General features: G+C 44.7%; 15 protein-coding genes. 7 read left to right on the top strand and 8 right to left on the bottom strand.

The genetic code is table 11. The features are described 5' to 3' along the window. Positions 1–6: 6 nt before the first annotated feature. The 8 genes from KI655_RS20860 to bolA all read right to left on the bottom strand — a co-directional run bounded on the left by KI655_RS20860 (position 7) and on the right by bolA (position 7,842). Positions 7–1,011 carry an FAD:protein FMN transferase gene (locus tag KI655_RS20860; protein ID WP_285408371.1) on the bottom strand — a complete coding sequence of 335 codons (1,005 nt, stop codon included), beginning with the start codon at positions 1,009–1,011 and terminating at the stop codon, positions 7–9. Between the two features lie 162 nt (positions 1,012–1,173). Further along, complete coding sequence (gene nqrF, locus KI655_RS20855) at positions 1,174–2,400, bottom strand: NADH:ubiquinone reductase (Na(+)-transporting) subunit F (protein ID WP_032551425.1); 1,227 nt, start codon at positions 2,398–2,400, stop codon at positions 1,174–1,176. Between the two features lie 29 nt (positions 2,401–2,429). Continuing rightward, positions 2,430–3,026, bottom strand: a complete 597-nt coding sequence (nqrE, locus tag KI655_RS20850; RefSeq protein ID WP_032551424.1) for an NADH:ubiquinone reductase (Na(+)-transporting) subunit E — start codon at positions 3,024–3,026, stop codon at positions 2,430–2,432. Positions 3,027–3,033: 7 nt separating this feature from the next. Next, a complete protein-coding gene (locus KI655_RS20845; RefSeq protein ID WP_032551423.1) occupies positions 3,034–3,666 on the bottom strand; it encodes an NADH:ubiquinone reductase (Na(+)-transporting) subunit D in 633 nt (210 codons plus the stop codon). Further along, positions 3,666–4,433, bottom strand: coding sequence for a Na(+)-translocating NADH-quinone reductase subunit C (locus tag KI655_RS20840; protein WP_032551422.1), 768 nt, complete (start codon positions 4,431–4,433; stop codon positions 3,666–3,668). Before KI655_RS20840 ends, KI655_RS20845 begins: the two co-directional genes overlap by 1 nt. Next, positions 4,423–5,667, bottom strand: a complete 1,245-nt coding sequence (locus KI655_RS20835; protein ID WP_032551421.1) for an NADH:ubiquinone reductase (Na(+)-transporting) subunit B — start codon at positions 5,665–5,667, stop codon at positions 4,423–4,425. Before KI655_RS20835 ends, KI655_RS20840 begins: the two co-directional genes overlap by 11 nt. A 5-nt stretch (positions 5,668–5,672) precedes the next feature. Continuing rightward, entirely contained in the window at positions 5,673–7,013 is a 1,341-nt protein-coding gene (locus tag KI655_RS20830; protein WP_032551420.1) for a Na(+)-translocating NADH-quinone reductase subunit A, read from the bottom strand. 517 nt (positions 7,014–7,530) lie between these two features. Next, complete coding sequence (gene bolA / locus KI655_RS20825) at positions 7,531–7,842, bottom strand: transcriptional regulator BolA (protein ID WP_285408369.1); 312 nt, start codon at positions 7,840–7,842, stop codon at positions 7,531–7,533. Between the two features lie 173 nt (positions 7,843–8,015). Here bolA and KI655_RS20820 point away from each other — a divergent pair, with 173 nt between their 5' ends. From KI655_RS20820 to csdA, 7 genes are all read left to right on the top strand, one after another. Then, positions 8,016–9,167 carry a class I SAM-dependent methyltransferase gene (locus KI655_RS20820; protein WP_285408368.1) on the top strand — a complete coding sequence of 384 codons (1,152 nt, stop codon included), beginning with the start codon at positions 8,016–8,018 and terminating at the stop codon, positions 9,165–9,167. Between the two features lie 66 nt (positions 9,168–9,233). Further along, entirely contained in the window at positions 9,234–9,803 is a 570-nt protein-coding gene (locus tag KI655_RS20815) for a YajG family lipoprotein (protein ID WP_285408367.1), read from the top strand. Continuing rightward, positions 9,803–10,351, top strand: coding sequence for a peptidylprolyl isomerase (locus KI655_RS20810; protein WP_285408366.1), 549 nt, complete (start codon positions 9,803–9,805; stop codon positions 10,349–10,351). Before KI655_RS20815 ends, KI655_RS20810 begins: the two co-directional genes overlap by 1 nt. A gap of 54 nt (positions 10,352–10,405) precedes the next feature. Then, a complete protein-coding gene (locus KI655_RS20805; RefSeq protein WP_285408365.1) occupies positions 10,406–11,761 on the top strand; it encodes an MFS transporter in 1,356 nt (451 codons plus the stop codon). Positions 11,762–12,195: 434 nt separating this feature from the next. Continuing rightward, a complete protein-coding gene (locus KI655_RS20800; protein WP_285408364.1) occupies positions 12,196–13,032 on the top strand; it encodes an outer membrane protein OmpK in 837 nt (278 codons plus the stop codon). A 109-nt stretch (positions 13,033–13,141) separates the two neighbouring features. After that, positions 13,142–14,029, top strand: a complete 888-nt coding sequence (gene panE / locus KI655_RS20795; RefSeq protein ID WP_285408363.1) for a 2-dehydropantoate 2-reductase — start codon at positions 13,142–13,144, stop codon at positions 14,027–14,029. Between the two features lie 102 nt (positions 14,030–14,131). After that, positions 14,132–15,343 carry a cysteine desulfurase CsdA gene (csdA, locus tag KI655_RS20790; RefSeq protein WP_285408362.1) on the top strand — a complete coding sequence of 404 codons (1,212 nt, stop codon included), beginning with the start codon at positions 14,132–14,134 and terminating at the stop codon, positions 15,341–15,343. The last annotated feature ends 17 nt before the right edge of the window (positions 15,344–15,360 follow it).

The following is a 15,360-nucleotide window of genomic DNA, read 5'->3' as shown; positions in this document are numbered from 1 at the left end:
GCTACCTTATTTCTTTAAGTATGGCTTGAACGCTTCAGAGGCGATCTCTTTAAAGCCATCGGCTGTTTTAACCACCATAAATGCTGGGATATTATGTTGATTCGCGATTTCCATACCTTTTACCTCACCTAAGACCATAAGGCCAGTAGATAAGCCATCTGCAGTCATTGAAGATGGGTCTAATACGGTTACTGACACCACTTTGTGGTGAATCGGTTTACCGGTTTCTGGGTTGATAATGTGCGAGTAACGAACACCATCACGCTCAAAGTAGTTTCTGTAATCGCCAGATGTTGCAATCGCCATATCACCTGGTTCAATGATCTCTTGAATTGTACGCTCTTCAACGCTTGGCTTTTCAATCGCAATGCGCCAGCCAACATTTTCACGGTTCAGACCTTTAAGGCGAATCTCACCACCGACTTCAACCATGTAGTTGTGAATACCAATAGAGTCTAGGTAGTCAGCCAGTACATCCACGCCCCAGCCTTTCGCAATTGTTGAAAGGTCAACGTAAAGCTTTGGCAGGTCTTTCGTCAGCTTGTTGCCCTCAACGCTTAAATGGTGGATACCAATTTTCTGTTTGCGTGCAGCCAACTCTTCATCTGTTGGAACCACTTCAGGGCGAGCTTCTGGACCAAAACCCCAAAGGTTAACCAAAGGCCCAACCGTCACATCCAATGCACCTTCAGTTAGACCGTTCAAACGAATCGCTTCTTTCACAACAATTGCGGTTTGTTCAGATACTTCGAATGCATCGCCACCTTCATATTCGTTGAAGCGGCTTAGCTCGGAATCTTTGCGGTACGTCGACATCTGATCGTTCACTTCTTCAAGAAGACGGTCGATCTCTGCATGCACCTTATCCGACGCTAGAAACTCATCACTATTGATGTACTTAATATTGTAGCTCGTGCCCATGGTTGGGCCGTTCAAATGTACCTGTTCACGTGGCTTTTCACAGCCCGCTAGAAACAGTAGAGAAGTTAATGCAACAAGCCAAATTCTCACTTGCTTACTCCCATTATTGTTAGTGATTTATATAAGAAAGAACAGTGTCTGCATAATTGCCAAATATGCTTTCTTATATAAGCCGTTGTATGGTGAACATAGCTTAGAAAAACAAATGGCTGACTCCTAAGAGCCAGCCATAATATCAGTCACTTAAGTGGATTAACCACCGAAGTCATCTAGAAGGATGTTCTCATCTTCTACACCAAGATCTTTCAGCATGCCGATAACAGCCGCGTTCATCATCGGTGGACCACACATGTAGTACTCACAATCTTCAGGAGCTTCGTGATCCTTCAGGTAGTTTTCGTACAGTACGTTGTGGATGAAGCCTGTGTAACCATCCCAGTTATCTTCTGGCATTGGATCAGACAGAGCACAGTGCCAAACGAAGTTATCGTTTTCAGCTTGTAGGCCGTCGAAGTCTTCTACGTAGAACATCTCACGCTTAGAACGTGCACCGTACCAGAAAGACATCTTACGAGTTGAGTTAAGACGCTTAAGCTGATCGAAGATGTGTGAACGCATTGGCGCCATACCAGCACCACCACCAACGAATACCATTTCGTTGTCTGTGTCTTTCGCGAAGAACTCACCAAATGGACCAGAGATAGTACACTTGTCGCCTTCTTTAAGAGACCAGATGAACGATGACATTTGACCCGGTGCAACATCAGGATTATTAGGCGGCGGCGTAGCGATACGCACGTTCAGCATAATAATACCGTGTTCTTCTGGGTAGTTAGCCATTGAGTATGCACGGATGATATCTTCATCAACCTTAGACTCGTAACGGAACAGGTTAAACTTGTCCCAGTCTTCGCGGTACTCTTCTGGTACATCGAAATCAGAGTATTTGATGTGGTGAGCAGGAGCTTCAATCTGAATGTAACCACCAGCACGGAAAGGTACTGATTCGCCATCAGGGATTTGCAGCTTAAGCTCTTTGATGAAGGTTGCTTTGTTATCGTTAGAGATAACTTCACATTCCCACTTCTTCACACCGAAGATCTCTTCAGGAAGTTCGATATCCATGTCAGTTTTCATAGCAACTTGACATGCAAGACGTTCACCTTCGCGCGCTTCACCTTTAGTAATGTGGTCAAGCTCAGTTGGAAGGATGTCGCCACCGCCTGATTTAACTTTTACGCGACACTGACCACAAGAGCCACCGCCACCACAAGCAGAAGATACGAATACGCCAGCGCCAGCTAGAGCACCAAGCAGTTTACCGCCCGGTTGCGTCGTGATTGCTAGAGTTGGGTCATCGTTTACAGCGATAGTGATGTCACCTGTAGGTACAAGCTTAGATTTAGCGAAAAGAATCACTAAAACCAGTGCAAGTACAATGATGGTAAACATCGCTACACCAAGAATAATGCTTTGCATTTGTTATTCCTTATTTCTGGGTGCTTACCCTACAGTTGAACACCAGAGAAAGACATAAAGCCTAACGCCATTAGACCAACACTGATGAACGTGATACCAAGACCACGAAGACCAGGAGGTACGTCAGAGTACTTCATCTTCTCACGGATACCCGCAAGTGCAACGATAGCTAACATCCAACCCACACCAGAACCGAAGCCGTAAACAACAGATTCTGCGAAGTTGTAGTCACGCGTTACCATGAAAGATACACCACCAAAGATTGCACAGTTAACTGTGATCAATGGTAGGAAGATACCTAGTGCGTTGTACAAAGGTGGGAAGAAACGGTCAAGAACCATCTCTAGGATTTGTACAAGTGCCGCGATAACACCGATGAATGCGATAAAGTTAAGGAAACTTAAATCGACACCTTCAACAAGCGCGTTCTCTTTTAGAATGTGTGTGTAAACAAGGTTGTTTACAGGTACAGCGATTGTAAGTACTACAACTACCGCAACACCAAGACCAAAAGAGGTTTTAACTTTCTTAGATACCGCTAGGAATGTACACATACCTAGGAAGAAAGAAAGCGCCATGTTTTCGATGAAAATCGATTTAACTAGCAGACTAATATAATGTTCCATGACTACCTTACCCCTTCGCTTCTACTTGCTCTGGCTTGAACGTACGAATCGCCCAAATCAAGAAGCCGATTAGGAAGAATGCAGAAGGTGCTAGAAGCATCAAGCCGTTTGGCTGATACCAACCACCGTTGCTCACTAGAGGTAGTACTTCCATACCAAATAGTTTGCCTGAGCCTAGAAGCTCACGGAAGAAACCTACAGTGATAAGAACGAAGCCGTAACCAAGACCGTTACCAAGACCATCGATTAGAGATGGGATTGGCTCAGACTTCATTGCGAATGCTTCAGCACGACCCATTACAATACAGTTAGTAATGATTAGGCCTACGAATACAGATAGCTGCTTAGAGATATCGTATAGGTATGCTTTAAGCACTTGGTCTACCACGATTACTAGTGATGCGATGATCGCCATCTGAACGATGATACGCACACTGTTAGGAATGTGGTTACGGATTAGAGATACAGAGAAGTTAGACAGAGCAGTAACGAACATTACCGCGATAGTCATAACAAATGCTGTTTCTAGTTTAGTGGTTACCGCAAGAGCAGAACACACACCAAGAACCTGTAGCGCGATTGGGTTGTTGTCCAATACTGGCGCTAAGATGCTCTTTTTAATATCTTTTGCACTAGACATTAGTTCAGACCTCCGTCACGAACTTTTGCTAGGAACGGACCAAAGCCCATTTCACCTAACCAGAAGTCAAATGTATGTTGAACACCAACGCTAGTTAGTGTTGCACCAGAAAGGCCATCAACACCATGCTCAGAACCTTCAGGAGCGCCACCTTTTACAACTTGGATAGCTGGCTTGTGGTTTTCGTCGAATAGTTTCTTACCAACGAATTGAGCACGCCATGTTGGGTTCTCAACTTCACCACCAAGTCCTGGAGTTTCACCTTGCTCGTAGTACGTGATGCCAGAAACTGTGTTGCCATCAGTCTCTACCGCAACGAATGCGTACATCATTGACCATAGGCCGTTACCGTGAACTGGGATGATAACTTTAGTCGTTTCTTCACCAGATTTAACTAGGTAAACCGTACCAGTGTTAGCACGACGAAGGATCTTAGCTACGTCTTCTTCAGCTGAAAGCTTGATAGACTGAGCAGGATCTTTTGCCGCTTTACGTTGATCGTATGCAGCTGCATCGCCATCAACGAAATCACCAGTAGCGAAATCAACTAGACGAGGTTCGATGTTCTCTGCGTATAACGCAGGAATGTCGCCTGCTAGGTCGATGCCTGCAACTTCTAGGATCTTAGTTTGCTGATCAAGAACTGCGTTAGCTTGTTGCTTAGGTTTAAGAACAACTGCAGCTGTTGAAACGATGATTGAGCACACTAGGCTCAATGCGATAACAACAAACAGCGTCTTTTTAATGCTATCGTTATTACTTGCCATAGCGAGCTAGTCTCCGCTTAATGTTCTTCTCGATTACAACGTGGTCAAACAGAGGAGCAAATAGGTTTGCGAATAGGATCGCAAGCATCATGCCTTCTGGGTATGCTGGGTTAACAACACGGATCATTACACACATTGCGCCGATTAGGATGCCGTACCACCACTTACCTTTGTTAGTAAATGATGCTGATACTGGGTCTGTTGCCATGAAGAACATACCGAATGCGAAGCCACCTAGAACTAGGTGCCAGTGCCAAGGCATGCTGAACATTGCATTAGTGTCAGAACCGATCACGTTGAATAGCGTAGACACAGCGATCATACCGATCATTACACCAGCAATGATGCGCCATGAAGCTATACGCATGTATACGATCATCGCAGCACCGATCATAAGTGCTAGAGTCGATACTTCACCGATAGAACCTGGGATGTTACCAATGAACGCATCCATCCAAGTGATTGCTTCACCAGATACAGTGTTCACTAGAGCGCTACCGCCGCCTTGAGCCCATTGGCTAAGTGCAGTTGCACCAGAGAAACCATCCGCTGCAGTCCATACTACGTCACCAGAAATCTGTGCAGGGTATGCAAAGAATAGGAACGCACGGCCAGCAAGTGCAGGGTTAAGGAAGTTACGACCCGTACCACCGAAGATCTCTTTAGCAACAACAACACCGAAGGTAATACCTAGTGCCGCTTGCCATAGAGGAAGTGTTGGCGGAACGATAAGTGCAAAAAGGATAGAAGTTACAAAGAAACCTTCGTTAACTTCGTGCTTGCGCACCATACAGAATAGAACTTCCCAGAAACCACCAACGATAAATACCGTTGCGTAGATAGGTAGGAAGTAAGTCGCACCTAGTAGCATTTTACTGCCAACACCTGCATCGGCTCCCAAGGAAGCGCCAAGCATTTGAGTCAGCCAGTAGTGCCAGTTACCATCGATTACAGATGCTAGTTCAGCGCCTGCGTACATGTGGTTAAGTGCAGCGATAGCTTGGCCACCCGCGTTGTACATACCCCAGAACATAGCTGGGAATACCGCGAACCAAACCATAATCATGATACGTTTTAGGTCAACGCTATCACGAACATGCGAGCTCTTCTTTGTAATAAGACCTGGCGTGTAGAACACAGTTGCCGCTGCTTCGTAAAGCGCGAACCACTTCTCGTGTTTACCACCTGGCTCAAAATGATGCTCGATGTCTTCAAGAAACTTTTTAAGGCCCATGAAAATTACCCTTCCTTCTCAATGGTATCTAGGCATTCACGAAGTAGTTGACCGTACTCGTACTTACCTGGACATACAAAGGTACACAATGCTACATCTTCTTCATCTAGCTCTAGCGCACCTAGTGCTTGAGCACTATCAACGTCGCCTGCACATAGATCACGAAGCAGCAGAGTAGGTTCCATATCTAGAGGCATTACGCGCTCGTAGTTACCGATTGGAACCATTGAGCGATCACTACCGTTCGTTGTTGTTGTCATGTTGAACAACTGACCTTTGAACAGGTGACCAAGGAATGAACGAGTAACAGAGAACTTGTTCTTACCAGGCATAGCCCAGCCGAATAGCTCTTTATCACGACCTTCACGTAGAACAGAAACTTGCTGATGGTAACGACCAAGGTAAGCGTGAGGACCTGTTGCTTGAGTACCAGTTAGTACTGAACCAGAGATCACACGAACTTCACCTGGCATCAACTCGCTGTCCGTAAGCTCATCAAGGCTAGCACCAAGTTGAGTACGAACTAGACGTGGGTTGTTTACTACTGGACCAGCCAGAGAAACAACGCGATCTGTGTAAATTTCACCAGTTAGGAAAAGTTTACCGAACGCGATAACGTCTTGATAGTTAATGCTCCACGCTACGTTTTGTGCATTTACCGGATATAGGTAATGCATATGCGTACCTGCAAGACCTGCAGGGTGTGGGCCATCGAAAACATGTTCTTCAACATTAGACTGAGACGAACGAGGTAGGCTTGTGCCTTTTTTACAAACGTAAACCTTGCCGCTCGTTAGAGTTGAAAGAATATCTAAACCAGCAACGAAAGCATCAGACTGCTCGTTAATGATCAATTCTGGCTCAGCAGCTAGAGGGTTCGTATCCATAGCAGTTACGAAAATAGCCTGAGTTTCAGAATCAACAGCTGGAACCTTGCTGAACGGACGAGTACGCAGAGCGGTCCATGCGCCAGACTCAACAAGCTGAGTTTTAACCGTATCACGGTCTAGACCTGCTAGTTGGTTAGCTTCATAGTTATTGAACGTGATTTGCTCATTGCCTGCTACTTCAATCACTACTGATTGAAGAACACGCTTAGCACCACGGTTCACTTCAATAACTTTACCGCTTGCTGGAGAAGTAAATACAACACCTGGGTTCTTTTTATCTGCAAAAAGAACTTGGCCTTTCTTCACTTCATCACCAACGCGAGCATGCATCGTAGGACGCATACCAACGTACTCTTCGCCAAGCAAGGCGACTTTAGTGATGGACTTACCATCATTAATCACCTGGGATGGAGTTCCTGCAATAGGAAGATCCAAGCCCTTCTTTATTGTAATCATACGCACTTGCACTACTTTATCGGGAAAAAGATTCTTTTAATTGCGTAAATTCAGGACGGTTTTTATGCGCCCTTAGACACGACATTAGAGTGTCCGGTTTTGGTAAAAATAAGCACCAAAATCGCAACATTATCTTAATAAACTCATCACAAAAATGAGGTGAGATTTATCAGGTGCCGTATTCTAGCATTTTTTGACGTCTTGATGCCATGACCAATAACTTGAATAAGGGCGATATTTGGTGAGAATTGAAGCATATGGTCTCTCAAATATGGATAAATTTGACGAGCCGCACAGATAAAAAGGCATTTTAACAGCGTTTTAAACAAGAGATTAATACTCTGTCACAAACTAATATTTTACAGAATTTGTTGAAACACTGTTAATAAAAACATTACTAATTATAGGTATTTTGAATCGTTCACGCTGACATCAACTTGGTCAATATAACAACGAAAAAACGATAGATTTGGCGATAAAAAAGGCGGCCAGCGCCGCCTTTCTAATTTAGGTCTGTTTAGGACTTGCTGCCGCCCATGCACATGGGGCTATCAGGCACACTATCAAACTGCTTCTGCCATTCATCTTTTGTATAAGTATGAATAGAGAGCGCATGGATATGATTGGCCAGTTCTTCAGCAAGAACCTGGTTGACTGCTCGGTGGCGAGCAATTAAGCGTAAGCCTTCAAATGCATCACTCACAACCACTACCTTAAAATGGCTTTCAGAACCTGCCGGTACATTGTGCATGTAGCTTTCATTCACGACGTTGAGATGGGTCGGCTCAAACTCATTGTGCAGCTTCGTTTCAATGGCTTCTTGGATCATCATGATTCCTTTATCGAACTCTTATCATTCACTATCAAACCAGTATAAACCCAAAGCGGGTTACTGTCTGGCTCTTTAATACATGACTCATAAAGGAATGTAGAGTTTTTTCTATCTTGTTTGGTCTGCTTTTGAGAGAATATCGCAGTTATTTCTCACATAAGTATCTAAGTATGAAAACCGAACTTACCCTACACGATAGAACCCTGACTCTACATCGTTTCCCTAAACGTTCTAGTGAAACCCTACAGGCGTGGGATGCTGGTGACGAATACATTATTAATCATCTCGAAGAGATGAACCTTGAACCGGGCAAGCATATTCTGATCCTCAATGATCACTTCGGCGCACTCTCTGCTTGGTTCTCGCAAGATCATGACGTGACCATGATGAGCGATTCTTTTATCTCTCACCGTGGTGCACTCAAAAACCTACAACGCAACCAGTGTAATCGCGTTCAATTCCTGAATACCATGGATGATATTCCAGCGGGTATCGACTTGGTTTTGATGCAACTGCCAAAGACTAATCGTCATCTCGTTTGGCAATTGAGCCAATTGCGCCAAGCTCTTCCTGAAGGATGCCAAGTGATTGGTGTCAACAAGGTCAAAGAGATCCACACCTCAACGTTGAATCTGTTTGAAAAATACCTTGGTGAAACCAAAACCTCTCTGGCGAAGAAAAAACACCGCTTGGTATTCTCATCACCAAACTGCCAGCCTATTCACAAGGTTGACCCCTTCGTTGAGTGGGATGTGGATGGTGAAGATATCCGCCTGAAAAATTTACCGAATGTTTACTCAGGGGAAGCACTCGATCAGGGCGCTCGCTATATGCTTGAGCACATCCCGCAAGATCCGGAGCTTCGCCACATTATCGATCTCGGCTGTGGCAACGGTGTCTTGAGTGTGAAAGCCGCTCAATTGAACCCACAGGCTCGCATTACCTGTGTTGACGAGAGCTTTATGGCGGTTGAGTCTGCCAAACAAAATATCAAGGACAACATTGGCGATGAAGGCAACTTCCAGTTTATCGCCAATAACTGTTTAGATGGATTTAAGAAGAACAGCACCTACTTGGTGATGTGTAATCCTCCTTTCCATCAGCAGCAAGCGATCACCGATCATATCGCATGGCAGATGTTCTGTGATGCAAAGCATGTTCTGAGCAATGGGGGCAAATTAATTGTTATTGGCAACCGACACCTCGGATACGATGTAAAGTTAGCGCGATTATTTGGCCAAGCAAACGTCGAAACGCTTGAATTGAACCAAAAATTTGAGATATTACAAGCAACAAGAGAACCCGCTAACTTTAATAAGTAATTGCGGTATTGCGCGTGCGGAGTGAAAGTGCCGTGCGTCTCGTGTGGATTTAGAAAGGATATAGGAATGAAAAAACTGATTTTAGCGGCTTCTATTATGGCACTGACGGCCTGTTCCGCGCCTCAACAAGAGCAGATCAACCTCGCTCCTGAAGCTTCTCTCAGTAATAGCAACCTAGTACAAGGTAAAACGTACACCCTGAGCAGTAAAGATGTACGCGCGGCACAATACGTCGCACTCGTAGATAGCGGCCGTTCTAACATTCAACCGATTCACGCTAAACAGAACATGCGCATTTCATTAGAGAATGCACTAGCACAGCAGCTAGAGTCTCAAGGTTTCCGCGCGAGTGTAAATAGCGAAAACTCTGTCGTGTTAGAAATTCAAGAAGCGTTAGTGACGGTAAAACACACCATCATGGAAAACCAGATGGATGGCAAAGTGACGCTTGAAGTAACGGCTGAAACACCTGAAGGTAAACTTGTTAAAACCTTCAACGGTACTGCGGTTCGCACTGGTGCCCTAAGCGCATCTAACAATGATATTGCACTGGTACTCAACGATGTCATCAATCTTGTTTTGACCGAAATCGCTAATGACCAAGAGCTGCAAACTTACATGAAGGATCGTTTCTAATGGGTCGCATTCTAACTTCTATTACCTTAGCAATGCTTAGTGCGAGCGTTTGGGCTGGTCCTAAAGTTGCTGTCGAAACTACACTCGGTAATTTCACCATCGAACTCAACGAAGAAAAAGCGCCAATCAGCTCTGAGAATTTCTTAAAGTATGTTGAAGACGGCAGTTACGTGGGCAGTCAATTTCACCGCGTGATCCCAGGCTTTATGGCACAAGGTGGCGGCTTTGACGAAGAGATGAACCGCCTACCAACTTATGCGCCAATCAAAAATGAAGGCAGCAATGGCCTTCAGAATAAAACAGCGACGATTGCAATGGCACGTACCAATGCGCCACACTCTGCAACTCGCCAGTTCTTCATCAACTATTCTGATAACACTTTCCTAAACGCAGGTGCGGGTAACCCGGGCTATGCAGTATTTGGTGAAGTTACGGAAGGTTTCGATGTCGTTCAGAAGATGGCGACTATCCCGACGAAGCGAATGGGCCGCATGTCTGATATTCCTGTAGACCCTATCGTTATCACTAGCGTCAAAGTTATTAAGTAACCTCCTCTCACGCCCTTAACTCATTAAGGGCGTTTTTCTATACAAGGACGCCCTATGTCATCAGGCTCTTCCACTCTCTCATGGACGCAAACCCTCCGTAGTTATTTAGACAAGCGTCTACTTTGGGTCTTTATGTTGGGTTGTTCCAGCGGTTTCCCTTGGGTACTTATTGGCTCCAATATGTCTGGCTGGCTGAAAGATGCAGGACTCACCCGTGCTGCCATTGGTTATTTCGGCAGTGTCTTCGCTGTTTACGCGATTAACTTTCTATGGGCGCCATTGGTAGACCGAGTCAAACTGCCAGTGCTTCATGCGATACTCGGGCAGCGACGCAGTTGGATCTTTTTCTGCCAAACCATTGTTTTAATCGGCACCTTATTCATCGCAGGCGTTAACCCCGCGGAAAATTTGGCGTTTACTTCAATGTTGGCGCTCGCGATTGCTATTGCTTCAGCCACGCAAGATATTGCGATTGATGCATTTCGTATTGATACCTTCCCTAAATCTGAAGCATCGAAACTTCCGCAAGCTTCCGCAATGGCGGTAGTTGGATGGTGGACCGGGTATTCCTTACCGGGGTATCTCGCATTCATCAACGCTGATGCCATCGGATGGAACGGTGTTTACTATGGAATGGCCGGAGTGGTTGTGGTTCTCATGCTGTTCACGCTATTTGTCGGAGAACCCAAAACAGAACGTGAACGTCTCCAACAACAGGCACAACAACGACACAGCAAAGTGGTCGACTCTAAGATAGTCGCTTGGTTTACGGTAACCGTTATCGAACCATTCTATGACTTCTTCAAACGCAATGGCGTCCAAGTTGCAATTACCCTGCTGCTGTTTGTGTTCTTGTTTAAGATTGGTGAAGCCTTCTTAGGAAGAATGTCGATCACCTTCTACAAAGAGATCGGCTTTAGTAATGAGCAGATTGGTCATTACTCTAAGTTGATCGGTTGGGGCGCGACTATTTTCTTCACTTTATTAGGCAGTGTGTTCAATGTGAAGTTTGGCATCGTGCGTGGCTTGATGATTGGCGGTATCGCCATGGCAGGCAGTAACCTGATGTTTGCATGGATAGCTAAAACTGGTCCAAGTGAAACCTTATTCCTTGCCACTATTATCGTTGACAACTTTACAACCGCGTTCTCTACCGTAGCGTTTGTCTCCTTCTTAACACTATTAACTGGACAAGCCTTCTCTGCCACACAGTATGCACTACTCGCATCCCTCGGTAACTTTGGCCGCACAACATTGGCTTCATTTAGTGGTGAATTGGTTGATTACCTCAATGACTGGTCGCTGTTTTTCATTATAACCGCACTCATGGTCGTACCGAGCTTGATCATGCTCTACTCTTTGAGGCATTTCTTCGCTCGATTATTAGAAGAAGCACGTCACCAAAAATAGTCATCCATTCAAAGAGAGCCAAACAGCTCTCTTTTTATTTTCCCCTCACACAATATGTATGACAAATAAATTAAAAATTTCCTCAAAATCTTCAAATTTTGAGTGTCAACTTCATAAATCCAATTCCTGTTGATAGTGCAACAAAGATCACCTTATCTTGCAAAAACGTTTGCTTCGTACATCAAATATTCAATTCATCTATAAAATAGGCAGCAATCGCTAAATCAATAGATTTTTAAATACATCCAGTTGCACTACACCCTTAAAGTTCCCTCATTTAGATCATTTGTGTGATCAAAGTCACTATATTATTTTAAGTTTGCACACTTTCTCACTTTTAATTGAGAGCAAAATCGCTATTATGCTCGGCATTCGGACATCACTAACACGCATGGATTAGCGAGTTACCTATTTATAACAGAGAGAGTTCCCTTATGCGTAAATCACTTCTAACTCTTGGTCTACTAGCTGCAACAGCAGCACCAGCGATGGCTGCAGACTACTCAGATGGCGACATCCACAAAAATGACTACAAGTGGATGCAATTTAACCTAATGGCTGCTGTCGATGAGCTTCCAGGTGAATCTACTCATGATTACTTAGAAATGGAATTCGGCGGCCGCTCTGGTATCTTCGATCTATACGGCTACGTTGATGTTTTCAATCTAGCTTCAGACCCTGGCAGTGACAAAGACGGGGCAGAAAAAATCTTCATGAAGTTCGCACCTCGTATGTCTCTAGATGCTGTTACAGGTAAAGACCTATCTTTTGGTCCTGTCCAAGAACTTTACGTTGCGTCTCTTATTGAATGGGGCGGCGGCGGTGCAACAAACTGCACTCCAGATCAATCAACATGTGTACCAAGCGAAACAACAAACACACAAAAAATTGGTCTAGGTTCTGATGTAATGGTTCCTTGGTTTGGTAAAGTTGGCCTAAACCTATACAGCACATACGACTCAAACAAAAAAGATTGGAATGGCTTCCAAATCTCGACGAACTGGTTCAAACCTTTCTACTTCTTCGAGAACGGTTCATTCATCTCTTACCAAGGTTACATTGATTACCAATTCGGCATGGACGATGACAACAAAGCACTAAACACTTCTAACGGTGGTGCAATGTTTAACGGTCTGTACTGGCACAGCGATCGTTTTGCTGTAGGTTACGGTCTTAAAGGCTACAAAGATGTATACGGCCTTAAAGATGATGGCTTAGCAGGTAAAACTACTGGCTTTGGTCACTACGTAGCAGTTACTTACAAGTTCTAATCAGAACTTTAAGAAAGTTTCCTAAATGGCACCCTCGGGTGCCATTTTTTATTGCTTTCATATATTGCCTCGCTATCCTTTAACCCTCTAGTTAAAACAGGTCAGTGCTGTGAATATTACTGTTGTTGGTCCCGGTGCCGTAGGATCCTTATGGGCAATCAAACTTCACCAAGCTGGGCATAATGTCTCGCTATGGAGTCGTTCGACTCATGCTATCTACCCTATTGCTATCGATACAGAATCAGAAATCGAGTTCAGCAATAACGATCTAAGTAAGCTATCAAAGAGCGACCTTGTTTTAGTGACAGTCAAAGCTTGGCAAGTTGAGCAAGCTATCCAACCACTGATTCCCAATCTAGATAAAGACACGATTTTGTTGTTCATGCATAACGGCATGGGCGCAGTCGATAACATCGCCTCATCTATTGAACCGTTTCCTGTAGTGCTAGCCACTACGACTCAAGCGGCTTACAAGAGTACCCAAAATCAGGTTCACCATACTGGGCAAGGGAATACACAACTTGGTGGCTACAACAGCAAAGGCAATCAGTGTAATTTTCTTACTGATGTGCTTAATCACGCACTCCCTGATGTCATTTGGAACGACGATATCCTGCAGGCATTGTGGAATAAGCTAGCAATAAATTGCGCGATAAACCCGTTAACGGGTCTGGAACAGGTTAAAAATGGACAGCTTGCTGAAGAGAGGTATCAACCTGTAATCAATGAGATCGTAACTGAGGTGGTTAAAGTCATGGTTGCAGAAAACGTACAAACCTCAACTGAATCACTTCGTTCAATCGTGGAGCAGGTTATTCATGCTACGGCAGCCAATAACTCGTCGATGAAGCAAGATATGTTCTATCAGAGAAAAACTGAGATCGACTTTATTACGGGTCATCTAGTCAATACTGCTCGCAAACATGGTATCGCAACGCCAGCCAACCAAACGCTTTTCAACCGAGTCAAACAACAAGAAGATTTATGGGATAAATAGACAGAGATAATTTGTCCCCAAGACCGCACAACTCACGATACAATTAATGGGGTGCTATCGATAAAGCGCCCTATTCGAACATCAACTCTTAGGTAATCTTAGATGCTAGACATCCAGCACATTCGCAATCAATTTCCAGCGCTCACTCAACAAGTCAATCAACAGCCTCTGATTTACTTAGATAGCGCGGCGACTACACAAAAACCACAAGTGGTTATCGATGCGATCAGTGACTATTACTCTAAGCAAAATGCCAATGTACACCGTGGTAGTCACAGCCTTACAGCCCATGCCACCAGCCAATTTGAAGCAGCTCGCGATAATGTCGCTGCATTCATTGGTGCAAGCTCAAGCAAAGAGATCATTTGGACACGTGGTGCGACGGAAGCATTGAACCTCATCGCTCAAACCTACGCTCGAAATACACTTCAATCTGGTGATGAAATCTTAGTGAGCGAGCTTGAGCACCACGCCAACATAGTTCCTTGGCAGATAGTCGCTGAGCAAACAGGAGCGAAGGTCGTCAAAGTACCTATGACCAAAGAGTGTCACTTCGATTTAACCGCTTTTGATTCGCTATTGAGTGAAAAAACCAAGATTGTGGCACTAGCACAGGTTACTAATGTCACGGGTACGCGCCAGCCTATCGAAGAAGTGATAGAAAAAACACACAACGTCGGGGCTATTGTTGTGGTAGATGGAGCACAAGGTGTGGTTCATGAGCCAGTCAATGTGGCTGACATGGATGCTGATTTCTACGTATTCTCTGGCCACAAACTCTATGCTCCTGCTGGAGTTGGCGTGCTTTACGGCAAATTAGCATTACTCGAAGCGATGCCCCCTTGGCATGGCGGCGGAAAGATGGTCGAGCGTGTTTCTTTCGAGGGCACGACGTACTCTGCACTACCCGGAAAGTTTGAAGCTGGAACACCCAATGTAGCAGGTGCGATCGCATTGGACACTGCTATTCAATGGCTAAACCAGTTTGAGCAATCCGAGGTTGAGGCTCACATTCATCACCTAGTAGATATGACCTATCGAGCTCTCTCACGATTGGATGATATTGAAGTGATTGGTCATCAGCCAAACTCAAGTATAGTGACCTTTTTGATGGATGGAGTGCACCACCAAGATATTGCTACGTTATTGGATCAGCAAGGCATTGCGGTAAGAGCAGGCCACCACTGTGCCCACCCTTTGATGGATGCTTTAGGCGTTAAGGGAACAGTACGAATTTCGTTTGGTATCTATAACAATACCGATGATGTTGAAATACTAATTGCCGCGATTGAAAAAGCGGTGGATATGCTATAGCGAGTAAGCGAGTAAGC

This window comes from Vibrio sp. D404a (assembly GCF_030248535.1).
Taxonomy (GTDB): Bacteria; Pseudomonadota; Gammaproteobacteria; order Enterobacterales; family Vibrionaceae; genus Vibrio.
The sequence above is the reverse complement of the archived record's forward strand: the minus strand, read 5'-3'. Positions and strand labels throughout refer to the sequence as shown.

Coding starts and splice junctions, on each gene's coding strand:
- nqrF (WP_032551425.1), bottom strand. CDS start 2,400: ATGCAAAGCATTATTCTTGGTGTAGCGATGTTTACCATCATTGTACTT.
- nqrE (WP_032551424.1), bottom strand. CDS start 3,026: ATGGAACATTATATTAGTCTGCTAGTTAAATCGATTTTCATCGAAAAC.
- KI655_RS20845 (WP_032551423.1), bottom strand. CDS start 3,666: ATGTCTAGTGCAAAAGATATTAAAAAGAGCATCTTAGCGCCAGTATTG.
- KI655_RS20840 (WP_032551422.1), bottom strand. CDS start 4,433: ATGGCAAGTAATAACGATAGCATTAAAAAGACGCTGTTTGTTGTTATC.
- KI655_RS20835 (WP_032551421.1), bottom strand. CDS start 5,667: ATGGGCCTTAAAAAGTTTCTTGAAGACATCGAGCATCATTTTGAGCCA.
- KI655_RS20830 (WP_032551420.1), bottom strand. CDS start 7,013: ATGATTACAATAAAGAAGGGCTTGGATCTTCCTATTGCAGGAACTCCA.
- bolA (WP_285408369.1), bottom strand. CDS start 7,842: ATGATCCAAGAAGCCATTGAAACGAAGCTGCACAATGAGTTTGAGCCG.
- KI655_RS20820 (WP_285408368.1), top strand. CDS start 8,016: ATGAAAACCGAACTTACCCTACACGATAGAACCCTGACTCTACATCGT.
- KI655_RS20815 (WP_285408367.1), top strand. CDS start 9,234: ATGAAAAAACTGATTTTAGCGGCTTCTATTATGGCACTGACGGCCTGT.
- KI655_RS20810 (WP_285408366.1), top strand. CDS start 9,803: ATGGGTCGCATTCTAACTTCTATTACCTTAGCAATGCTTAGTGCGAGC.
- KI655_RS20805 (WP_285408365.1), top strand. CDS start 10,406: ATGTCATCAGGCTCTTCCACTCTCTCATGGACGCAAACCCTCCGTAGT.
- KI655_RS20800 (WP_285408364.1), top strand. CDS start 12,196: ATGCGTAAATCACTTCTAACTCTTGGTCTACTAGCTGCAACAGCAGCA.
- csdA (WP_285408362.1), top strand. CDS start 14,132: ATGCTAGACATCCAGCACATTCGCAATCAATTTCCAGCGCTCACTCAA.